This is a genomic window from Nostoc sp. FACHB-190 (genome assembly GCF_014696905.1).
Taxonomy (GTDB): domain Bacteria; phylum Cyanobacteriota; class Cyanobacteriia; order Cyanobacteriales; family Nostocaceae; genus Nostoc_B.
The window spans coordinates 155,084-176,344 of record NZ_JACJQW010000006.1; the positions used below are offsets into that span (position 1 = coordinate 155,084).

Annotated in this window: 32 protein-coding genes; 14 read left to right on the forward strand and 18 right to left on the reverse strand. The window is 40.7% G+C overall.

Annotation, left to right across the window (positions count from 1 at the left end; genetic code table 11):
- The first annotated feature begins 6 nt into the window (after window positions 1-6).
- Window positions 7-141: a hypothetical protein gene (locus H6G28_RS37330; RefSeq protein WP_277877224.1), complete on the forward strand. Its 135-nt coding sequence runs from the start codon at window positions 7-9 to the stop codon at window positions 139-141.
- 335 nt (window positions 142-476) lie between these two features.
- Here H6G28_RS37330 and H6G28_RS10055 read toward each other — a convergent pair whose 3' ends face one another.
- Window positions 477-662, reverse strand: coding sequence for a hypothetical protein (locus H6G28_RS10055; protein ID WP_190588521.1), 186 nt, complete (start codon window positions 660-662; stop codon window positions 477-479).
- A 248-nt stretch (window positions 663-910) separates the two neighbouring features.
- Between H6G28_RS10055 and H6G28_RS10060 the strand changes: the two genes are divergently transcribed.
- The 4 genes from H6G28_RS10060 to H6G28_RS10075 all read left to right on the forward strand — a co-directional run bounded on the left by H6G28_RS10060 (window position 911) and on the right by H6G28_RS10075 (window position 2,919).
- Window positions 911-1,423, forward strand: coding sequence for a hypothetical protein (locus H6G28_RS10060; RefSeq protein ID WP_190588520.1), 513 nt, complete (start codon window positions 911-913; stop codon window positions 1,421-1,423).
- A 183-nt stretch (window positions 1,424-1,606) separates the two neighbouring features.
- A complete protein-coding gene (locus tag H6G28_RS10065) occupies window positions 1,607-1,792 on the forward strand; it encodes a hypothetical protein (protein WP_190588519.1) in 186 nt (61 codons plus the stop codon).
- Between the two features lie 76 nt (window positions 1,793-1,868).
- Window positions 1,869-2,084: a hypothetical protein gene (locus H6G28_RS10070; RefSeq protein WP_190670535.1), complete on the forward strand. Its 216-nt coding sequence runs from the start codon at window positions 1,869-1,871 to the stop codon at window positions 2,082-2,084.
- Between the two features lie 55 nt (window positions 2,085-2,139).
- Window positions 2,140-2,919: a hypothetical protein gene (locus H6G28_RS10075; protein WP_190670536.1), complete on the forward strand. Its 780-nt coding sequence runs from the start codon at window positions 2,140-2,142 to the stop codon at window positions 2,917-2,919.
- A 199-nt stretch (window positions 2,920-3,118) separates the two neighbouring features.
- On the opposite strand, the gene H6G28_RS10080 is transcribed toward H6G28_RS10075, so the two are convergent.
- Complete coding sequence (locus H6G28_RS10080; RefSeq protein ID WP_190670537.1) at window positions 3,119-3,475, reverse strand: hypothetical protein; 357 nt, start codon at window positions 3,473-3,475, stop codon at window positions 3,119-3,121.
- Between the two features lie 137 nt (window positions 3,476-3,612).
- Here H6G28_RS10080 and H6G28_RS10085 point away from each other — a divergent pair, with 137 nt between their 5' ends.
- A complete protein-coding gene (locus tag H6G28_RS10085) occupies window positions 3,613-3,825 on the forward strand; it encodes a hypothetical protein (protein ID WP_190670538.1) in 213 nt (70 codons plus the stop codon).
- 478 nt (window positions 3,826-4,303) lie between these two features.
- Here H6G28_RS10085 and H6G28_RS10090 read toward each other — a convergent pair whose 3' ends face one another.
- Window positions 4,304-4,570, reverse strand: a complete 267-nt coding sequence (locus H6G28_RS10090; RefSeq protein WP_190670540.1) for a hypothetical protein — start codon at window positions 4,568-4,570, stop codon at window positions 4,304-4,306.
- Between the two features lie 192 nt (window positions 4,571-4,762).
- Entirely contained in the window at window positions 4,763-4,912 is a 150-nt protein-coding gene (locus tag H6G28_RS10095) for a hypothetical protein (RefSeq protein WP_190670541.1), read from the reverse strand.
- Window positions 4,913-4,952: 40 nt separating this feature from the next.
- Here H6G28_RS10095 and H6G28_RS10100 point away from each other — a divergent pair, with 40 nt between their 5' ends.
- Window positions 4,953-5,360, forward strand: a complete 408-nt coding sequence (locus H6G28_RS10100) for a GvpU-like protein (protein WP_190588510.1) — start codon at window positions 4,953-4,955, stop codon at window positions 5,358-5,360.
- On the opposite strand, the gene H6G28_RS10105 is transcribed toward H6G28_RS10100, so the two are convergent.
- From H6G28_RS10105 to H6G28_RS10170, 14 genes are all read right to left on the reverse strand, one after another.
- Entirely contained in the window at window positions 5,361-9,899 is a 4,539-nt protein-coding gene (locus H6G28_RS10105) for a septal ring lytic transglycosylase RlpA family protein (RefSeq protein WP_190670542.1), read from the reverse strand.
- Window positions 9,900-10,017: 118 nt separating this feature from the next.
- Window positions 10,018-10,398: a hypothetical protein gene (locus H6G28_RS10110; RefSeq protein ID WP_190670543.1), complete on the reverse strand. Its 381-nt coding sequence runs from the start codon at window positions 10,396-10,398 to the stop codon at window positions 10,018-10,020.
- Between the two features lie 4 nt (window positions 10,399-10,402).
- Entirely contained in the window at window positions 10,403-10,828 is a 426-nt protein-coding gene (locus H6G28_RS10115; protein WP_190588507.1) for a hypothetical protein, read from the reverse strand.
- A complete protein-coding gene (locus tag H6G28_RS10120; protein ID WP_190670544.1) occupies window positions 10,825-11,142 on the reverse strand; it encodes a hypothetical protein in 318 nt (105 codons plus the stop codon). Before H6G28_RS10120 ends, H6G28_RS10115 begins: the two co-directional genes overlap by 4 nt.
- The gene (locus tag H6G28_RS10125) at window positions 11,142-11,384 is read right to left on the reverse strand and encodes a hypothetical protein (RefSeq protein WP_190588505.1); all 243 of its coding nucleotides are present in this window, start codon (window positions 11,382-11,384) and stop codon (window positions 11,142-11,144) included. Before H6G28_RS10125 ends, H6G28_RS10120 begins: the two co-directional genes overlap by 1 nt.
- Before the next feature lie 131 nt (window positions 11,385-11,515).
- Window positions 11,516-12,109, reverse strand: a complete 594-nt coding sequence (locus tag H6G28_RS10130; RefSeq protein ID WP_190588504.1) for a hypothetical protein — start codon at window positions 12,107-12,109, stop codon at window positions 11,516-11,518.
- A complete protein-coding gene (locus tag H6G28_RS10135) occupies window positions 12,102-12,287 on the reverse strand; it encodes a hypothetical protein (protein ID WP_190588503.1) in 186 nt (61 codons plus the stop codon). The genes H6G28_RS10130 and H6G28_RS10135 overlap by 8 nt, the downstream gene beginning before the upstream one ends.
- An 11-nt stretch (window positions 12,288-12,298) precedes the next feature.
- On the reverse strand, window positions 12,299-12,508 hold the full coding sequence (locus tag H6G28_RS10140) for a hypothetical protein (protein WP_190588502.1): 210 nt from the start codon (window positions 12,506-12,508) through the stop codon (window positions 12,299-12,301).
- Window positions 12,505-15,645: a DUF3987 domain-containing protein gene (locus tag H6G28_RS10145; RefSeq protein WP_190670545.1), complete on the reverse strand. Its 3,141-nt coding sequence runs from the start codon at window positions 15,643-15,645 to the stop codon at window positions 12,505-12,507. The genes H6G28_RS10140 and H6G28_RS10145 overlap by 4 nt, the downstream gene beginning before the upstream one ends.
- On the reverse strand, window positions 15,642-15,854 hold the full coding sequence (locus tag H6G28_RS10150; RefSeq protein WP_190670546.1) for a hypothetical protein: 213 nt from the start codon (window positions 15,852-15,854) through the stop codon (window positions 15,642-15,644). Before H6G28_RS10150 ends, H6G28_RS10145 begins: the two co-directional genes overlap by 4 nt.
- Window positions 15,851-16,015, reverse strand: a complete 165-nt coding sequence (locus tag H6G28_RS10155) for a hypothetical protein (protein ID WP_190670548.1) — start codon at window positions 16,013-16,015, stop codon at window positions 15,851-15,853. Before H6G28_RS10155 ends, H6G28_RS10150 begins: the two co-directional genes overlap by 4 nt.
- A 305-nt stretch (window positions 16,016-16,320) precedes the next feature.
- Entirely contained in the window at window positions 16,321-17,088 is a 768-nt protein-coding gene (locus tag H6G28_RS10160; RefSeq protein WP_190670549.1) for a hypothetical protein, read from the reverse strand.
- Window positions 17,089-17,155: 67 nt separating this feature from the next.
- Window positions 17,156-17,491 carry a hypothetical protein gene (locus H6G28_RS10165; protein ID WP_190670550.1) on the reverse strand — a complete coding sequence of 112 codons (336 nt, stop codon included), beginning with the start codon at window positions 17,489-17,491 and terminating at the stop codon, window positions 17,156-17,158.
- Between the two features lie 16 nt (window positions 17,492-17,507).
- Window positions 17,508-17,705 carry a hypothetical protein gene (locus H6G28_RS10170; protein WP_190670552.1) on the reverse strand — a complete coding sequence of 66 codons (198 nt, stop codon included), beginning with the start codon at window positions 17,703-17,705 and terminating at the stop codon, window positions 17,508-17,510.
- Window positions 17,706-17,959: 254 nt separating this feature from the next.
- Between H6G28_RS10170 and H6G28_RS10175 the strand changes: the two genes are divergently transcribed.
- From H6G28_RS10175 to H6G28_RS10205, 7 genes are all read left to right on the forward strand, one after another.
- On the forward strand, window positions 17,960-19,069 hold the full coding sequence (locus tag H6G28_RS10175) for a ParM/StbA family protein (protein WP_190670554.1): 1,110 nt from the start codon (window positions 17,960-17,962) through the stop codon (window positions 19,067-19,069).
- A gap of 3 nt (window positions 19,070-19,072) precedes the next feature.
- Window positions 19,073-19,300: a hypothetical protein gene (locus tag H6G28_RS10180; RefSeq protein ID WP_190670605.1), complete on the forward strand. Its 228-nt coding sequence runs from the start codon at window positions 19,073-19,075 to the stop codon at window positions 19,298-19,300.
- A gap of 193 nt (window positions 19,301-19,493) precedes the next feature.
- Entirely contained in the window at window positions 19,494-19,712 is a 219-nt protein-coding gene (locus H6G28_RS10185; RefSeq protein ID WP_190588496.1) for a hypothetical protein, read from the forward strand.
- 60 nt (window positions 19,713-19,772) lie between these two features.
- The gene (locus H6G28_RS10190) at window positions 19,773-20,060 is read left to right on the forward strand and encodes a hypothetical protein (protein WP_190670555.1); all 288 of its coding nucleotides are present in this window, start codon (window positions 19,773-19,775) and stop codon (window positions 20,058-20,060) included.
- On the forward strand, window positions 19,999-20,178 hold the full coding sequence (locus H6G28_RS36560) for a hypothetical protein (protein WP_313949900.1): 180 nt from the start codon (window positions 19,999-20,001) through the stop codon (window positions 20,176-20,178). The genes H6G28_RS10190 and H6G28_RS36560 overlap by 62 nt, the downstream gene beginning before the upstream one ends.
- A gap of 15 nt (window positions 20,179-20,193) precedes the next feature.
- A complete protein-coding gene (locus tag H6G28_RS10200; RefSeq protein ID WP_242054515.1) occupies window positions 20,194-20,649 on the forward strand; it encodes a hypothetical protein in 456 nt (151 codons plus the stop codon).
- On the forward strand, window positions 20,649-21,254 hold the full coding sequence (locus H6G28_RS10205) for a hypothetical protein (RefSeq protein WP_190670557.1): 606 nt from the start codon (window positions 20,649-20,651) through the stop codon (window positions 21,252-21,254). Before H6G28_RS10200 ends, H6G28_RS10205 begins: the two co-directional genes overlap by 1 nt.
- The last annotated feature ends 7 nt before the right edge of the window (window positions 21,255-21,261 follow it).

A 21,261-nucleotide genomic window follows, 5' to 3' on the forward strand; every position in this document is an offset into this window, starting at 1 on the left:
AAAATAATGCTTGCTAGAGTCTGGAGTGCATCAATTGTTGGCATCGATGCTGTAAAAGTGGGAGTGGAAGTTGATGTCTCAGGCGGACTGCCAAGCATTATTGTTTTAGGCTTGCCAGATAGTGCGGTTATACTTTCTTAACGTGCGATTCTTGTTTGTGTCATAAAATGACACCTGCTACTTATTCAGTTTTTCGATTTTATCTGCCAGTGCATTTGAGAAGATTTCAAGCCTAGATTCCTCGAAAATCCACTTACCAAGGTTAAGTGAAGTATTTTTTACGGGAACCTGAAAATATCCCGATTCTTTCTCTATATATGTTTTTTTCTTGCATTTTTTACAAGAATAAACCCACTTTGAATTAGATTTATCCTCCCCGCTTTCCTCCGTGGCGTTACCGCAATGGCTACAAGGAATAAACTCAGAATTTGGGCGATCGCCTACTTCTTTGATATCTTCTGCCTGAGTCTCTACGCTCAGGCTGCTTGCTTTGGGCTAGATTCTTGATCCATCGCGTCTTGAATTAGCGATCGCACAAATTCACTCCCACCACGATTTTTGACCCATTCTTTCATCTCGGCGGTCATCTTGATTGGGAATGGAGTTTTATCAAAACTGTTTTTTTCTGGAATGAATTTACCTGTCTCTCTGTCTCTTGCCATTGTATTACCTTGGTAATCTTTACCCGATATTACCACGGGGAAAATTGAAATACCAGGGTATTACTATGGATAAGTTTTTAAAATCTAAATTGAACAATTAAACTCAAAACCTTTGCAAATACTAATCATTCCCCTATTGCATCCATAGTAATACCGTGGTATTATATATCTATAAGCGGTGAGGAAACAGCACAAAGCACCGCACAGAAATTAACCAGAACCTTGATAACCGAATAGGAGATTTTAAGATGCTAGAAGCAATCAAGTCTGCGATCGCATCCGCTACCACTCTTGAGGAAATCGAAGCACTTCAAGGGGAGCTACAAGAGTTAGCCGATGCAATCAGTGAATTACAAGAAGAATGCGAAGAACGCTACGAAGAGATTGAGGCAGAGATTAGCGCCGAAGAAGAAGCAGAGTTTGAATCCGAGGAACTGGAACGCACAGGTGAAAAGCTAAAGGATTGCGGTACAACCACAGAACACGGTGATGCAATAATCACCAAATTTGCTAAAACCTGGGAAATAACCCTGCTACACCCCTTCTACGGACAAGCTCAACACTTCAGTCTCCCAGCAAACACTCCAGAGAACGAGGTTTTAGAAAAAGCGAAATTCTACCTCGCCGGATGGCCGTTTGAGATACAACCCTACTGCGGATGGTACAGAAACCAGAAGGTAGAGGTAAGCGCAGAAGAGATTTTAGAAAAAGGCATAGAGGCAGCGAAACAAGAAAAATTGGATCTCCTGTTCAAAAACTAAATATCTTATCCCCCTCCCCCTGGAGGGGTAATACTAAGAAGTGCCATAGTATTACCTCGGTATAAGTAAATATTCATTTTATCGTCTAACCCCTTTGTAAATACTAATAATTCCCTTATTTACTCCATAGTAATACCACGGTAATATTAATATATTAGAGAACAACAAAAGGGGATAAAACAAATGACCCGCTACAAAAAACTACTGCAACGGATTGAAGAACAGCGCCAAAAAGAACAAGAGTTTAACAAAAAAGTAGAGACAGTGATCGCCAGCGTAAATACAACTTTAAAACGCATAGATACCCTAGACGCTGAGATTGCGGCAGATGCCCAAATACTTCACCAGTGGTCACACGCTGATCAATAACAAAAGAGCGATCGCATGGCCTGAGAAACTCTGCGATCGCCCCTCCATAAATCCATACCGTTAGAGGCATGAACTGATGTTTACAGTAGCACAAATCCATCAAGCGAAAGATGTTCTAGAATATGCTCGTAGCCGTCGCCAGCTTCATTTTTTTTGTCGTACCCTGGCTAGTTGGGGCTATCCAAGTCTAGGCGTAAAGGCGACAGAACGCGAACTGAGAGAGCATATCCAACAATTCATAAGTGAGGCAGCAGTAGCCCTCAACAATAGTGAGAAAGTAGCAGCAGCGTAAAGTCCATACCCTCCATCTGGAGGGTATCAACCTATCATCAAAAAAGGAACACATCATGATCCAAGACCTACTCAACGAAAACCCTCAACTATTTACAACTGAGGGATTTATTAGCCTCCTCAATGACTACCAAATAGCAATTACACGTCCTGAGAATATCAGAATTCACCATTCCCTAAAAAAGACAGATTTTTTGTTCTCACTAGCTGGATACTCTCCTAAGCCTCAAAATCAAGAGTTATTGCGACGTGTGTTAACAGATCCGAAAGGATGGAGCTTTGATGCCGATCCAGAAGTGCAGAAAGGTTGTGAATATTACGCCAATTTAGGAAAGTTCTTTGCGCTAGATGATCTAACAGGAATATTGTTGTACCACACATTCCGCGATCGCGTTAGGGAATGGCAACGGCAATTTAATATATCTGGTTTGGTTCAGCAGACAGTCAAAATACGCGATCGCCAGCTAACTTACCATTGCCATGATTGCCAGTTAACATTACTTCCACATGATGAAGAATTGATGATTGATGAATCGTGGGATATTGCCCATTTCTTTGTTGATGTGGCAGCAATCGCACCAAAATATGATGTTTTTATTGAGGATGAGGAAGAACAGTTACAACCGTACACTAATGCTGATTTCTCAAGTGTTTTGAGTGCTGAAATTCAGTTTAACAGCTATGACTGGATACCTTTTGATGATGGATGGAGATGTAAGCTTACAGAGCGACAAGAACCAGATAAAATTGAGCTTCTTCTAAGGCATCCAGATGACGAATACACCACCTATGTGGCCCTGCACCCAGACAAAGACAGATTCCCTTGGATGGACTAGCGATCGCCTTCTCTCCTGTCATAATCTGACACGATGATGTTATCCCTACTGGGGTAGCATCTTTTTTATTGCTTATTAACCCATAGATAATTTTGTGCAAAATTCAGAAAATTATCAAAATTAAATTAATTTTCTGAATTGCTCAGTTTAAAATGCACTGACGTTTTTACCAAGTTCTTAACGTAGTTTTTTATTATTTCTAATTTCCGCCGCACCGACTGATAAACTCATCATAATATTGATTCATAAGAGAATGAGTTACAACCTTGCCTGCTTCAGATTGCGCTAGTTCTTGTCCTACACGGTTGTAACAATCCCCTCTTGATTCTGTGGTGAGAATGCTATTTGTATTGACTGTTGTATTAGCATTCTGTAGGTTGAAATTATTTGAAGTGTCGGTATTTTTTGGTATATCTGTACTTTGATTTTGAGGTGAAAGAGGCGAAATAGAGGATAAAGTTGTCCCCAAAACAATGGATAGTAAAACGCCTGGGACTGCCAAAACTAGCGTTCTTTGTAAAAACTCTTGCAGTGTAAGATATTGTTTTTGAGCCATTTCGTTAACTCAACGGTTTGCACTTTTGCGTTCAAAAAGTCGATTAAATCACCGCTTTTGAGCGTTATACCGTATACTACCACAACACAAGCGATCGCTATTTTGTGAGAGAATTGCTGAAAATTTAAACTTAGCTCATGAATAGCAATCAAGTAGCGATCGGAATTCTTAAAGCGGTTGCGGTTTTATTTGTCTTATGGATTGGAGCAGCATTTCTAATTCAGATGATTACCCCTAAACCACTCACGAGACACGAACAAAATATCAAAGAGGTTCAAGATAGTCTCAAACGTTTGGATGAAGCGATTTGTCAACTAGATCCAAAAAAGGATGCGTGTCAACGACCATAGCTATCACCTACTACTAGATATAAAATCCAGTTTTGAGAATTAGGTTCAGTTCCTCAGTAGCGATCGCACCATAGAGAATTTCGATAATTATCAAAAATTATTTACAAAATTATCGATACTTCCGCAATCATAGACAATTTTGCAAATAATCAGAATTTAGTAACTAAATTGTCTATGGATTACTAAATATAGATAAATTCCGTAAAAAAACTGTAAAAAGCGTATTTTTATCTATGGTTTTAAGTAATTAGCCTCGACCGCGCAAGGTTGTTGCTCAGTTGCACCTGCTCAAAACCCTTACTACAAGCGATCGCCAGCATTCAAGGAAATTTATTTCTTACTTTTTTCTTACTTGCTTTTAGAAATATGGTTTTTATAGGTTTATCTGAATAATCATTCATATATTAGCGATCGCCTAATTTATGAATGTATGAATAAATTTTCAGGTTTTATCAGGTTTTACCTTCCGTAGCGATCGTCATGGTTGTTGATACTTTTCAAGACATTCATCAATGTATTTGGATATTATCTCCCGTGGAGCAACATCTACAGGAAACTGTTCTCTTATCTTTCTACCAACCTCTTTATCACATTTATCAAAGATTGATTCATCCTTACTAGATGGCAAAACAGGCTTGGCACTCTCTGTCTTTTCTGTAAAACTTTTTATGTAGGGCGCTGAAAAATAAAGAAAAACGTTTATCGCCGCAGCGATCGCTAAATATAATACAAATCTTTTTCGCATATATCTAAAAATACGTGCTGATATTAGAATACAGCAGGGTTAAAGCACTCGTGGCACTTTCTACCTCCCGTACCGATCCTTTCAAGGGCAGGTTTTTAAACCTTCGATAAATAGTTGAGAATATTCTCAATTATGAAACGTAGTTTTAACTGTTCAGACAATAATTTTGGTTTTAAAAGCCCAAAAATTTGTCTAATAAAAAAAAGCCTGCCCTTGAAAGCCGTACCGATCGCCCCTTTTAATAGCGCCCCCTTGCCTCAATTGTTCCTGCACCACTTCATAAGCGGTATTCTGCATAGCAGGTTTGAGGCGTTGCGCTAAAATCTGAGGGTCAATACCCATTTCATCGGTTGCAGATACAGAGAAGTTTAGAGGATTCTAAATGAATTTCCACGTTGATCCAATTCTTTCTTTTATTGTTGAAACCGTAGAGGAATCAAAAAATATCGAATTTCCGTTGACAATTTTTACAAAGGGGATAATCGTAACTGGTTTGGTTATCCCTATGGAAAAGTTTTTTGATAATACAATTCAAAAATTCGTAATGGGGACGGGTGATTTATCAGCAAGGGAATTACTTATTGATGTTTTTAAACAAACTTCAATCACAATATTAGACATATCAGAAGAAGAAAGGAAAGAGCGAGGCTTTTTAACTCATACTTATATACACCTTAAAAATGTAAAAATCATATCAAATGGGACTACGTATTCCATAAGCAATGAAAATTGCTGGAGGGTTAAATTAGATGAAGTAGATGGTTTTACCATAGGGATTTTTGGAGATTAATTACCTTCCGTATCTATCTCCTCTCTTGATTGCACCGCCTTGACGCAATTCATTTTGAATCATTTCATAAGTGATATTCTTCAAAACAGGATGTAATTTTTGAGCGAAACGCTGTGTATCAAACCCAGGATTATCGCCAGCGTTAATAGTAATCGGGATAGTGACACTTGGTGGAGTTGTAGAGGATGAAGCGGAAACCGCCTGCATCCCAACGACACCACCATCAGCAAAATTTAGTCGCCCTGATTGCTGTAACCTCTCCCAAATCTCAGTTTCTCGGTGGTTGAGTATTCTTTCGCCAGCACTGGCTACTACTAAATAAGGCTGTCGCCCCGTCATCTGTCGCTCTTTAAGCGCGGCTGCACCTATAGACTGGATGTTCCCAATTATTCCGCCATCCGCGTAATTAGGAATTTTCATCCCGTTGTAAGCTGTAGGTGCAGCGCCACCACCTGATCCACCACCAGGAGATCCCGCGCCACCACCTACCCCGATACCGATCCATCCTAGAATTGCCTTAAATATCTGCTGGGTTAGAAGTTCAGCAGCAAGCTTGGCAAGACTGGCAATAATATTTTGAACCATCGACCGAAAAGCATCGCCAATATTGTTAGTGTCAATGATTGCCGACTGTAGAAAACCACTTAAAGCTTGTTGACTATCCCTAATAATCCCTGTTAATGGGTCGAACTGTGCCTTTATGGCATCAAGCCTGACTTGGTTAATCTGTTCTAAATTAGCCTTGAGTTGAGCAAACGTTTCTGCTGTAATATCCCCAATATCTTTAAGGTTTTGCAAATCTCTTAACTGGTTATTAAAGTCCAATTCTTGACTAGATATAGCTGCTTGTTTTCGTAGATTATTACCGCTTAGACCAAAACTATCAAGATAATCAGCACGATTATTAATTAAATCAATACCGCTTTGATTAACCCTATTTGAATTATTAAATATCAAGTCTGCGGCGTTTCGCTGCGCCTGATCGTTAATTACTTGATTGCGTTCGTTAAACCTAAGAACCATCTGCAATCTTTCTGTTTTAATCTGGTCAATCGGCAACTCTTCAAGCAACGCTCTTTCTTGCAATTGTTGACGTTGCTGCAAGTAACTACTTTTATTTTCAATCAAGTCAGCATCTCGTTGTAAGGTAATGCGATCGCCTGTCCCAATGCCCACGTTTCTTAAATCTATATTAGTTCTAAGACGCTCAACCATTGCAGAATTACGTCTCAGTGTTTCGTCAAGCTTTAACTGTCCTTGCCGCAAAAACTCATTAGTTCGAGCTAATTTATGGCGAATGTCAATTGTTTTTAGTTCTTCAGCATTCAGGTTTTTGATAGCATTTAATCTATTTAAATACTCTTGCTGGTCAATTTCGTTTCTATCGCGTTGGTTCTCAAGATTCAGTAAATCTTGATTGATTTTAATTTGCTGTTGATTTAATTGCAATTCTTTTTCTAGATGTGGCAGTGCTTCTAGCTCTTTGGCGTAAGGATTCAGTTTTGATAACTCCCTTAACTGCTCAATCCTTTCTACCAAGATTTCGTTGCTAGACTGAAATACTCGCAAGTCAGATTGTTGTTGTCTGAACTGGCGATCGCGTTCGTTGAATTTAGCGTATTCTTCAGAAGTTTTTCGGCGTGAATCTTGCAGTGATTTTAATGATTCATCTAGTTTTTGAATTAGCGTGGTATCTAAATTGATTTGATTATTTAAATCAGAAACAACTTCAGGTGATAAGCTACCACTGCTAATCTGAGTTTGGTTAATTTTAATTCTTGACTGGGCATCCTCTCTTTGGCGTTGTTGCTGCACGATCTGATCATCAATCTGTTGCAAGCGTTGTTGAGATTGGCGAGTGTTCCGTTCATCGGCGCTGGGAAACAGAGTAGAACCTTGATAGGCTTCTCTTGCTGCGCGTAACGCAGATTGTATCTGGTCTTGAGTAGCCCTTAGCGCGTTCCTGCGCTCTACCTTTGCCTTCTCCTCTGCGCCTTGCAAGATAGCCCTAATTTCTGGTGGTTGCTGCGCTGTGGATGTGCTGGGTTGGGGTTGAGATTGCCCACCACTTGACGATTGTGTGACTATTCTATATTCAATGTTGGGGCGATTCGGATTTGAATTGAGAACCCCCAACTTACCTGCTAACCCTTGGGATAAGTCAAACTCTCGTCCTTTAACAAACGGGCCGCGATCGTTGACTGTACCTATCGCCGTTGTCCCAGTGTCGGGATTGCGAAGTTCTACTTTAGTGCCAAAAGGCAAAGTCTTGTGAGCCAGTGTCATCGCATCGGCGTTAAATATCTCGCCAGATGCGGTTTTGCGCCCGTGGAAACCATCTGGTCTACCATACCAACTAGCAGCAGCTTTCTGCCAAGGTTGTTGATTTTGTGTTTGAGTTTGTGGAGTGGGCGAGGATGCAGGGACAGAGATATTCATCCTCAAGAAGTCTCTGGGGTTAACCTGCTGTCCATTAACTTTGATTCGCCAGTCTAAATGCGGGCCTGTGGATCTTCCACCAGAAGCACCAGATTTAGCAATTACTTGTCCTTGGGAGATGCGATCGCCTTCTTTTACTAAAGCTCTACTCAGATGCAAGAATGACTGCTCAACTTTCTGTCCCGCTTCAGTCATTGATTGTAGAGTTACTGTCAAACCTCCGCCGTTGTCGTTGAATATTCTGGAGATAATGCCAGATGTAGGGGCTTTTACGTCCGTCCCTACTGGAGTGCCGTAATCTATTCCTTTGTGAAATTGCCTTTTCCCAAAGATATAGCGCCATCCATATTCTGAGGTAACAGGGTAACGACTATCGACAGGTGAAATAACTCTACTACTAGGCGTATTGGGCGCATTTGATGTACTGGATGTAGTGGTTGAATTTGGTAATCCCAGTCCAGACAAAAGACCTCCCACCAAACCTTGTTGTGCTTGCCCTTGATTGCCTTGAAAAAAGAATGATAACGGGCCATATCTCAATAAATTTTCAAATTGTTTCTGTTGTTCGGAGGTTCCCCCAAATGCTTTACTAATTCGGTCGTAAAAACTATCAATTGTTTTTCCTATATTGTCAAAAACATCTAATAAATCTCTGGCAAGTTTTACCGCATCTCCTATACCCTTACCAAAGTTACCAAATGCAGTTACAGCGTCTTTAACCGCGTTCGGATTTTGTTTGAGGTAGTCAAGCAATGACCTTGCGCCATCAGAGGCTAGTTTGATTCCGTCTTTTGCAAGACCAGAGATAGCCTGCGCTGTCTGCTTGGCTAGTTCCGGATTTTGGGCTAAATAATCACGAAATTCTGCTGCACCTTTATTTAGATCATTGAATAAGCCTTGCTTTAATAATTCACTTAAAGTTTTTTGAGCAAAATCTAGACCAGCAACTACACCGGGTTCAACCGCTTTACCTAAACTTTCTTGCAAATCCAAAACTTGATTTTGCAGCCTATTCAAAGATGTTGTGGAGTTTTTACTCGCTTGTTCTACGCCCTGTCCTAATTCTTTCTCTAATTGTGTCGCAAATTGGCTTAAGAATTTAGCAGATAATTGTCCAGATTCCAACAATTTATCCAATTGTTGAGTAGTGATTCCTAATGCACGCGCTGTAATATTTACCGCGCCATAAAGTCTTTCACCGAGTTGACCTCTTAATTCTTCTGCTGTTATTTTATTCTTTGAAATAATCTGCTGAATAGCTGTCAACGCGCCCAGGTAATTCTCGTTTGAAAGGTTGAAAACTCGTGCCGCGCTACTAACAGCAGAAAAAATCCGTTTAACTTCAGATTCCAATTCTGTGCCTTTCGCGGAAGCAGCTAAACCTACATAAGCTTTTCGAGCATCGTTGAGCGAAATAGATAGGCGATCGCTCTCTTCTCGAATAAATTTCAAGCTATTTGTACTACCTTCAATCAGTTTTAGCTGAGATTCGATAGAGCTTAATTCACTAAATTTATTGATTGATGTGCCGGTAAAAGCTAAACCAGTATTAACCAAGTTTCTGGCAGTATTTATTGCACCTCCAACTAGTCCAGAGATAGCACCAGTGACAGACAGTCCGCCACCTATACCAATACCTTCAGCAAGACCTTTTACAATATCCTGTCCAATTTCAGCGAATACTCTTGAAGGGGATTTAATTCTTAATCTACGCTTAGTCTCGTCAATCGTTAATCCAGCAAGTTCGTTAGCTGCTCTTTGTGCTTCTTTCGTGTTATTTTTGATGCCTTGTGCAAGACCTTTGGCAACTTCCTGACCTAATTTCTTTATCTCGGCGTTGTTAATTGTTAGTGCTGGAGTGACATCAATTTTCTGTGCTTTAATTGCTTCCTGTGCTGTTCTTGTGATGTCCTTGACTAAGTTCTGAACATCATTAGAGTTATAAGTGAATTGAACTTTGTAATTTAAATTTAGTGAATCTCTAAACTGCTTTTCTATTTCCTGAGCATTAGCGAGCGCCCTTCTCTTAGCTTCCGTGATATCCCGATCAAGCTGGGTGAAATCCCCTTTAAAAGCTAGAATTAATTCGCCTAAATTCATATAATATATTAGTAAATATGGCGAATATTAGCTCATAAAAATTCACAGTAGTGTGTACAAAAAAATAAAAACCCACCTAATAAAGATGGGTTAATTACTTTGTTTTATTTTTGAAGTATTAAGCGATCGCTCTGGCTTTCTGAATACAAGCTTTGTGTACAATGTTGGTGGCTAAATTCACCGCACATCCGATTGATTCGCTAGGAAAACCAAATAACTGAGTTTGTCCACTGTTTCTCAATTGAAGAACGTCATTTACGATAAAAAAATCAAAACTAATTCCATCGACTTTAAAATTAACCGATGGCGCTTGAGCGATGCCAGGGGTATCTTTAAATTGAGCAGATTTTATTTTATTTGCTTCTATACCTAGCTCTCGTAACATTAGATAAAGCCTTAATACTTGACGGTAAAAAGCTTGTTTTTTAGCGTCGCAGTCACCGTCAATGTTTCCTAAATTTTGTTCGTGAAAGGCGATCGCTTCAGCTAGATTAATCATTTTTTCAATTCCTTAGATAATTTTTAATCTTGGTATAGAAATACTCAGGAATACTTGCTTTTTGAAGCATTGTAGACCCTAGTTGCCAAATAAAATCCTCATCATCAAAACGCTGAAAAGCATCTGCAATTACATGACTGATTTCATGGCACACTGCAACATTTATTACATAATTTATTGGTGTTTTCGTTTGCTCAGAAATCTCAATTAATTGAGATTGATCCAATAAAATGTAATAGCCGTTTGGTTGTTTTAGTACAGAACACCCCAACTCTTTTAAATACTTAGGGAGTATTTCAACATAAAACAATTGTATTGCATTACTTGAAATAAAGTCTCGAAAATTGGAATGAATTTTAGTTTTTAGCAATGGTCGGTCTAAATTGTAAAATACATCCAAATTTCTTTTGAATAGTTGAACGTCATTCATAATTTAGGTAACATCTTTAGACTTTCATGTGAATTTAAATTACTCACGCGAAAATTAAATAAATCCGACACATTTATTGAGATACACCCAATTTTTAAAAATGGCTTTGGTGCAGGTTTACTAATATCAAAACCTAGTCCTACTTTTAATTTTAAGAGCAAAGCCAGGATTGCAGCTAAATCACCGGACTTTGAAAGTGTCTTTAAGTTAAGAGCTATACTTTCCAAGAACTCACGGTTTTTAGAATTATTTTCGTAGTTTTGAGAATTAATAATGTTCACAATTTCAACAATATATTTTTTGTGCAATTCCATCAGATTAACTCCAATAATTTTTCGATTCCTAAGCTTAGTGACAAGAAGCGATCGCCCAACAGCAAAAACGATTCAGCTATTAGTGAGAGTGTAGTAATATCGGCATCGTTAGGGTTGAGATGGTCTAGGCGATCGCTCAAAATCTGTAACGAATCTCTACCAGAAGTGATCAAATCATGCCCTAATGATTCAATCTCCTGGCGGTAATCGGTTAATTTTTGCGCGTGTTCATCGATATTCATGAAAGTTCGTTGGTGAATTTAAGTTTTCAAATAGAATTGAGAGGTTTAAAAAGGCTTTTCTATGTCGCCTAAATTTAGATAAAGTCTGCTCCATTTCGCGCACTACTCCGCCTCTTCTACCGTGCTTTCTGCTATTTTGAGAGCTTCTGCGCTTTCCTTGTTCGGTTTTTGGGCCTGTTGATTTTAGCCACGGCTTGACAGTCATCGCTATCTGCCTCTGTCGTTCTCTGCGTTCGGGTGTCCACTCTCCAGCCATTTAATTGTGTTTCCTCTAACAGATTTTGTGGTTGGTCAACAATTAGCGCGTTTTGCTGTGTCTTGATAAAGGTTGCTCTCTTGGGATTGCGAATCTCATTTAAAAGCTGCAAATACTTACGCGACTCTGACGCACATCGTAAGGCGATCGCTGCAAGCTCGCTGGGCAATTCTGGCATTGTTCGCAACACTTCAGGACTACCGAAACCAACTAATGATTTATTCCAAAAGTGTCCAGATAGATTCATTAAGTTGACAGACTCTTTCAAGACTAAATCCGCAAGATCAATCTCTGACGAAAGAGCATCATCAATACTCTCTAAATTCTCGCTAGTAGGCTCAAGATTGAGCATTGCAGCTTGTGTTCTGGCGATTCCCTCCAACGGGTCAAGAATCTCACCTGGGGCTTTCTTTGTGACCTTCTGAGCGGCTTTTTTGTGACTTAATACTGATAAATATTCATCAATCATGGTTGACAACCTTTAACCTATTCATTTTATAGCTTGCGATAGTTTGAAGGGATTTGATCGCTACTCTCAGCAATTTGATTGCATAGCGGTGATTAGCAATTTTATCCACTAATTGATGGCACTGGTGAGACAGGCGATCGCGTTCTTCAACGGATTGGTTAATTTGATGTTGATTCATATTTTATTACTTCATTCATTTGTTTTTAACTGATTCAAATGCAATACCCATTGTTTAATCAAAGATTTTTTCTCCGAGCTTAAAACAACAGCAGCTTTTTTGAGTAGTTCAGGTGAAAATATCTCTCTCAACTCCTGCAACATTGAGCTATCTTTGCAGTGTTCAAGGCATTCGCGCACATAATTAATATCATCTAAGGTGTTCCACTGATTCGGATTCATCGGATCACCTCCAATTTTGAAGCATTTATGCAAGTTGATCGACCGTCTTCATGATCAACAACCGCCTTTAGCGATTTTTCATCAAAGCTAAAAACTGTGCATTCCTCACCATTCAAAAGAACCTTCTCTCCAACTTTTGGTAAAGGTGCGATCGCTGTACTTACTGTTTTACTGTTTTTATTGCCACCCAACACTTTCTCTGTATTCTCGATGATGGTGATGATCTGTGGTGAGATATCATCATCACGCTGAGATGCTTGCTCTATAGGAGTTTCCAAAAGTGATGATGGTTGATGATGCGTTGCGGATATAAAAGTATTTTCATCATCATCCATTAGATGTTTATCTAAATTGGTTAATTCTTGAAAATTGATGATTTTTTGATCATCACCATCATCATTTTTATATATCCCTTTATTTCCAATGGTCTCAGGGTGATGATGGTTGATCATCATTTCATCATCACTATCATCATCTCCACTTAATAATGGGTAGTATGTTTTTGCTACCTGCTTTATCAACCGCATACGGGCTAGTTCGAGACATCCTTGGTTTATTTCATCTGGTGATGTTTTTCGGAAGGAATATATACCACTGCGAATCTTGCGAACCGTCACACCCTCTGGGTGCTTTTCTATGTACTCTTTAATTTTGAGAAGGTTGCCCGCGATCGCTTGTTGGTCACTGTTTTGGGCATACATCAGCCTTGCTTGTGCCAAGTAGAAGTCAACGCAGTGTACAGCCGCTTGCATTGCCCTAGCGTTGATGATTTGATCTGGTGTAGATTCTCCAGAGAGGACAGAGTTGACTAGGTGCAACCATAGGGCGAACCTACCCAAATAAGTTTGGAGTTTGGGGTAAGTAGCCGACAGACCTGGATGCTGTTCCACTGCTAACCATCTCATTAATTGGTGCTGGTAAGATTGGTAAATTCGCTTTGCTTCGGGTGACAGAAAATAATCACGTTCTGGCAGTCTGCCCAAGTATTGATAAAGGAATGTCAATTCATCGCTCAATAGCTTGCCTATGCCGTCATCATCTGCGAATAGGTCAATAAAGGCTAACGGGCTTTCTTTACAGCAATACAGCCAACGGGCGAACTCGCCAGCGTAATCCGCAAAGTTACCCTCAGATTGAAACTTCTTAAGCACTTCTGGTTGAGTGTTTCCAGTGCGATTAATGGCAGAGCGTTCCAGATAAATACATTTTTCGCCGTCTATAACGTCTTTATAGAGGGCATCACCGTTAAATTCGCTTAGGTCTAGCTGTGCATCATCACCTTTACCACCACGATATTTGTTGCGACCAGTGATAAACGATGCCCATTCATCACGGTAATAGAGTAATCCTCTAGGGTTCTCACCGTGAATTTTCATCCGCGCTTCTGTTGTGCAACCTTGCACAATGAACCGTTTACGCGGTGCTGGTTCATCTGGTAATTCGTCACCCTTGCCGCATCGTTTCAACTCTTTTTTGTAGTCATCAGTTGCAGTTCTCCAGTTGTGGTACTCTTGCGCCTCTAACTTGTCTAGTGGATTAATAATTACTTTCTGTGCTGGGCTTTTTAAAGTTCCAGTCTTAGAGATAACGCACGACCAGATTATTGATGTGACTGTGTAGTTTGTCCGAGCGTTCACAACTAAGCGTGATGATGTGCCAATTCTTGACCCTGCGACTGGAAACAATGTGGTTAGCAAGGCTTCAACCGACACGGGCATACTCTCGGCAGTGGTTTTTAGTAAATATGCAAGTTTACCACCGTCGCCCCACAGCAGATGATCCGGCGACAAACTAGCCCTTTGTGCCTCCAGAAGCGTGGGTAACTGTTTTGTGGCTACTTCCCGGTCAAGAATTTCGGTTTCTTCCTCATCTCTTGTTTTATAGAGCCGCCATATTTCGTTACTGGTACGGCCTGATCTGGTTGCTAGGTCTAGTATTTTTACTTCAAGTTTCGATCTACTAGTGTCATTCTCAATCAATAGATTAATTTCTTTAATCAGTTCGTCACCAGATAAAAACTGTTTTGTTGCCGGATGTGGAATTACATTGTTTTGTTTGGATGCGATCGCCTGTTTCTCAGTTCTCCCGTGCATCTTCTCCCACTCCTCTTTTGAAAGCAAGCGATCGCTTGACTTGTACTCTTTTTTTGGAAAACTGAATCCGTGCTGTTTGGCGATATGAAACAGCGTCCCGATTCCAACGCCATCGCGCTTAAATGACTTGATTTTTTTGGCAATATTCCACTCTTTGTCGTTTTCTCTTGGTTGCGAGGGACTCCAGGATTCGGCGATCGCCTCCGCTTTAGATGCCCCATAATGAGCCGTCAACGCCATCAAAACTTGCAAGCATTCCTGATAATTATTCGACCCGTAGTAACGTGGTGGAATGAATCTTAATGCTTGCTCAATTAATAAATCCTCGTCCCATCTCTGCGCTTGAAATTGTTCTCGTTCGTGCTTGTAGCGTTCCTCATGGTCTTGGCGGCGGCGTTCTTTTTCTGCTATCTCCTGCTCTAGAAGTTGTTTCGCTTTCTTTATCCAGTCGTGGGGTAATGTCGCGCAAGGATTGATAATAAATAAGTCTGCCTCTGTATTGCCGTAGAATACACGGCTGGCATCCTTACACGCTGGATCATGGGGTAATTGCTGCATTAAGAGCCTTGTGCAAGCCTCTATTAATGCCACATCCTCTATATATTCAGGTAAAGGGAATACTAGCCTGAATTTAGGCCAGGTTGATCTGTGGCTGGCAGTGGTGTAGCCTAAAGCGCAATGCTCTTTTATGAAGTCGTTTTGTAAAGCATCTTCGATAGTTAATTGCTGATCGAGAATACTGATCGCCTTGCCGTTACCATCTGTTACTCTTCGTCCTTCTTCGTCTATTTTTACTTTTGAATTATCGATGTCGAGCAACAACCACTGCGAACCGATTACGTTTTGCTTACTTCTACGCTTTCCGCCGAGTAATCCGGCGCAAATTGCGTGACCTTCTTGAATATGCTGGGCTACATCTAAGATTGTGCCTTCTGCATCTGCAAAGCCCTCTGTGAGCTTTGCCATGTCCCAGTTTTTATTACATCCTTGGGAATTGTAGGCGTATTTGATTTTGGGGAAATCTCGCTTTACTTGAGCAATCATTCTCTTACCCCTCCTACACCCAAGGAATTGATTAATTCTTCACAGCAAAATAATCTGAAAAGCCTTCTGCAATCAGCGCGTGTGATGCCATGCCAAGATGCGATTCGGCTAAGGTAAAATTCCTGTTTCACGCGACTTTCAATGGTTGCGATCGCCTGAAAACTAGCAATCAGCTTCTCAAAATCAGCTTCAATCTGGGTGAAATTCACGCGCTCACCTCCAGTTTTTTGCTGAACTCTCTAGTGATCGCCTGAAATGCTCTTTCTAATTGCGAAAATTCTTGCCGTAATGCCGAGCTTTCAGCTATAATATCCCTATGAATATTTTTTGCTGAAAGCGCCCGGTCTCCAAACTTCGGCGCTTTTGCCATTTTATACTCCAGTAATTTTCGACTACTGGGGTAAATTCGCTGGTAAAAGGATGAAAAGATTGCTACTGTTAGATTTAAGATTAAAAATTGTGGTGGTTTTCCACTTAGCGGACTGTCGTTACCTCGTTTGATCTAACCGGGTAGCAGGCTTTGTTCCATTATTTGGCGAATCACCCCTTTTTCTTTTTGGGCTTTTGCAGAACCTATGAATAGTGCATCTGTTCTGCTTGCTTACTCTACAATAATCCATAAAAACCCCAGAGGATAGCCCTTTCAGCTAGAGGGTAATCTACTATTAAGAAAGGTTAAGAGGGTTTCCCCCCATGTTTATCCATTAGAGAAAATAAACCATTTTTATACTCAAATCCCTTGCGCTTGCGCTTAGGGTTGCATTCAGATTGAATGAAAGCATCTAGATCGTCTTTGGCTCTTAGATGCTCTTTTATATATTTTTTTAACTGAGTGTCACGTTTTACCGACTCCAGTAGCCTGACGGTAGATTCGTAAAAGTTGAAATATGGTTCAAACTCTTTACTAGACTGCGCTACTTTGTACCAATGTTTTTTAATTACCTCTGACTCTGTTTCTGTTGGTGGCTCATTCCTCCTATTAATTATTGAATTTACTTGTCTCTCGGATTTAACCAACTCACGCACATTATGAGGGGTAAATCTGTAGTAGCCTGATCTAGACGGTTGCATCACAGCATCAGCAGAATTTTCTAAAAACTGAATTAGTGCATCTCCTGGGGTAGCAGCATAGTCGTTAACATCTAACCCTCGCTTATGGATGTCTTGCTGTATGTGACTCCATCCCCATTGAATAGCCGTGTACCAAGTCAAGTAAAAATCTCTTAACAACCCTAAAAACTCTTGATCTCTTGGTGAGAGTAAATCATGTTTGCTTGGTTGTCCTGAAAAATAGTCTTTGAATGATTCCCGTAGCCAAGCAAAGGTTGTCTTAGCTTGCTTCCACGCCGCAACCTGATCTTCTGTTGTAGAAGCAAATAGGTGTTCCAGTGGTGGCAACCCATCCAAAGTTTTTAGAGTTCTTTCTTTTAACAATTCATCCATAATTTAAACAAAATACCGCCAAAAACCGACAATCACCGTCATTGTTTAGAGTCTGGGTATGCGATCGCTAGATTTGTTGCGAAAGGATGTCTGAAAAGTAAAGTGCCGTTACTTGCTCCAAATAATGTTGGCTTACGTAGCCTAGCGGTAATCTAGATTCATTTAAATCAAACCAATCCCTAATTTCTCCAGCCGATTTTGAATTACGTGGATCTTCTAGCAGTGTTTTAACTGCTTTGTATCTAGTAACTGTTCTTGCAATCAATTCTGCAAAAGTCTCTTGATTTTCTGGAATCTGCATATCAATTAAAAATTGAGAGTTTAGTTTTGCGATCGCTCGTGTCACAAAATGACAGTTGGATAGGCGATCGCTCTTTCGTGTCACGAAATGACAGGTGGACACATTGACACAAACAAAACTAAGTTTTTTTACCCTTTCCTGGCGAATTGGTTGAGTCGTCACCCTGCAACCAATCATTTATCATTTGTTCTAGCGCATCGCTATGTGTAATTTCTTTTGCTGTACAAGCAATTTTGAATTTTAACCCCAATTCACGCGGTACATATCCAGAAATTTGCATATAGTCAGGGTTCGCGCCTTTTCCTCTAGCTGGCATTGTAAATGATTACATAAGTTTATATGTCCATAGTCACATAAAAAAATATGTTCATCACTGTTATTGCTGGCTAATGTCCATAAACCTATGCTAACATTAACACAGTAAGCCAATAAACGTCACCCAACAAAGGCGAAAGAAGCCAGAAAGCGATGTTTAGGTTTACCAAAAACTGGATGCGTGGATTTATGGCGATTATGCCGATAAATTCTCCAAAGCCAGGATAAATAAGACTTTTACCAATTTCCAGAACCATGACAATTACATACAGTCTTGCCGAAAATTGGCTTGTTCAATCCGAATCTTTAGCCATTTCTGGGATAACTACTCTCTGCGGAGGTAAAGACGGCGGCGCAGGATACGGAAAAGGTATTTATGGTGATTTTTCGATCATGATGCCCTCTGCATACTCGCTTGTTCGCAACCGAAACATTAAACACCATGAGACTATTTCAAGACATGGTGCATGGGTACGGTACCTGGACGGACACCGCGCAGACTTGCGAGATGTTCAATTTTTTTGGGGAACTGCTGCAACTGCACAACCTGACCACACCCTACTACATGAGGACAAGTCAAAGAAGGCAGAATTATCACTAGAAAGCATTCTGTCTGATCTGTCTGTTTTGAATGCTCCAGACAATCTCACTCTGTCTCTAGCACTGTCCAGCCATAACCCAGAACGTTGGGGAGACGAAATCAAGCGCAGGGTTCAAGGCGTTCATACATTTCAGCACAAACACCTGATCACGCGGGAGATTGTCACCAAATCAGTTGAAATCAAGGTTACTGGCATTTATCCAGAAGGGTACGGAAGTATTGCTTACTGTCTATTTGGTGACTCTTGCCTGTCTTTAGATAGCCACGAAATAGCTATTTCGCTTGATATCGGTTCATCAACTTGGCTCATTACCGTGTTCGATGGCAATGGCTCAGTGATAGACAGACATTTAATAGAAGGTGGCGCAGGTGATTTACACACAGCGATCGCTGAGTCATTGGACAAGCGAAACGACAAAGTAAGTTTGCTATCCAAGGATGTAAAACACACTCCAAGCCTTGTTAATAAAGGCATCTTGGACGGAACTTTTACCTATGGAGGCAATGCACTCACAGTTAAAAAGTTTGATCAAGAGTATGCCCAATGTCTTGACGAGTGGTGGGTTAGCAGAATTGAGAAATTTGCAAACTTCGTAACCTCTGGCAACTACCTAGATAGGGCGAAATACCTTGTTTCGTGGGGCGGCGGCGTATCTCTCCCAGTTGTTGATCAGAATCTCTCTAATTTGGGTTTTGTAGTTCTACCCAACCCCCAATTCATAAATGCTCAAGGGCTTAAATTACTTGCAGAATCAGGAGCATAAATCATGAATAATTACGAATCTCGGCGCTTGACCATTTCTTATTTAGCTGTTCAAGAGTTACGCCAAATGTTTGGCATACCTGAAGATGCACCAACACAGGCACTATCAGCAGCAGTGGAAAAGCTGATTTTTCAAGGTGGAGCTACTGCACAATCACAGACGGTTGTGCAGGTGTCACCACTGCAACCCAATAAATCAATGTTGGCGAATATGGCAAGGCAAGCGGCATGACAATTAATTTAGTCGCACAAGACAGTCGCGGTTTTCTTATGACCTGCCACTTAATAGGCTCTAATCCACCAAAAGTAGGGCAATTACTCGAAATCCCAATGTGTGGATGCACACTGCTGCTAAGAGCGAATAAAGTTCAAACTAACGGCAATCAATTCGACGTAAAAGCAACATTTTTGAGATTAGCGAGATTATGAACAGAAAGGAAATAGTAGCAGCAAGCCTAGGCTTGGCTAGTTTCATCCTTATCGGATGGTATGGAGCATCAAAGTTTGGCGCAAATTTAATGATCTGCATTGGCTCAACCATGTTTGCAGGCGGTGGAGGTATTGCGATCGCTCAAACACTAGCGAATCAATCTCCTGTGCCTCCCCAAGCAAAGACAACAAGTAGACGTAAAAAAAGGGCATGAGTAATTCTTGCAACCCCCACCCGCCTGAAATAAAGCTAAAAATCGTTACCACTAAAAAAAATGAGCTTTGACTTTGAAATGGATTTAAAGTCTGACTTGGAAAATTCGCGGTCAGACGCAATCAAGCCAATCATTGAAAGAATTGTTGCAATTGCCGAGGCTGAAGGCTTCACGATCGCTGATTTCCTCTATGGCATTGATGCGATATTAGACGATCGCCGATTCCGGGAAAAACAGAAAATCAAACAGTTGAAAGAACTTCATGAAAACATTGCAAGAATTAATTGTGGATGCTCACCTAGCGATCGCAGAGATCAGGAACCACCCGGAATACCAAGCGATCGCTAAAACCTACAGCCCCGACTTAACATTGGGCGATGCAGCAACGGCATTAACCTATCTTGAATGGGAATTAGAAAATCCTCCAAGTATCAATGTCGCCAAATTGGAAGCCTTTTTAGAGTAGTAAGAGAGCGATCGCTTGACTGGACACCGAGCGATCGCCCTCTGGTTGTCAAACAACACACAAAAATTTTACCAAATGAACAACGAGAATCTGTTTACCGCCGCATTAAACGCACTCACGAACAATGGATGCCCTATTAAGTTGGCACAAGAAGCAGCGCAAATTGTGGCTAATGATGATCCTTTTCAAGCCGATTTAGGCAGAACATCAGAGCAACAACAAATCATTCGAGAAGCACTGCCATACTTACAAACTGGAATCTATGACCAGTTTCAAACCATTGATGAAACGCCAAACCCTTTTACTCATGGGCAATTCTTGGGTAATTTTGGATCTGAATTACCAGATGAAATGATTTGGAAACTTGCGGAAGGCGATTCAACAGCACTAAACGATATTGCTGATGACGCAACTAGAAACAAAGCTGGCAACATCTTCACAAGACTAGAAGAACTAGGAGCATGGGAGTGATGAACCGAAGCGTAAAACTCAAACTGGAAGCACCGATCACTTATACTGCGTTGCATTCTCTTTCGGGAATCAGTCAAGAAACAATATTTCAAGCCCTTGACGGAAATCAGACAGCCGCAGCACAGGTGGCAGATTTCCGAATCCAACAAACTCAACGCGCCCAAAATGCCAAAGCTGTTTTTGAAAACTTATCGCAAGGATTACAGGCAACTGAAATTGTGATGTCAGAAGAAAGCCAGTTTTTAGCTACCGCAGGTAATAGCGTCAATAAAATGGCTGATAGCTGGTCAAAGGTTCGGGTAAGTGATGCGCGTTTAGGTTACAGGTTACAACAAAAAGTTGTTTCGTCTGACAACCAACTAGGTCAGGAGCAATTTCAGCACTCCAGAACGCTAAATTTACTAAGCGAGTCGCACCGCGCAGTACTGAGGGGTATTGAAATTGACTCTGCTAAAGCACAATCTCAGATGTGGCAACAGGTTAAAGATAAGCACCAGGGACTTTTACCCGCAGATAGAGCGAAAGAAACACTAAAAGACATTCACAGACACGGTTCCAACGCTGTTAATCGTGCCAAAGGTTTCTTCAGACGTTTGATTGACTAAACGCACA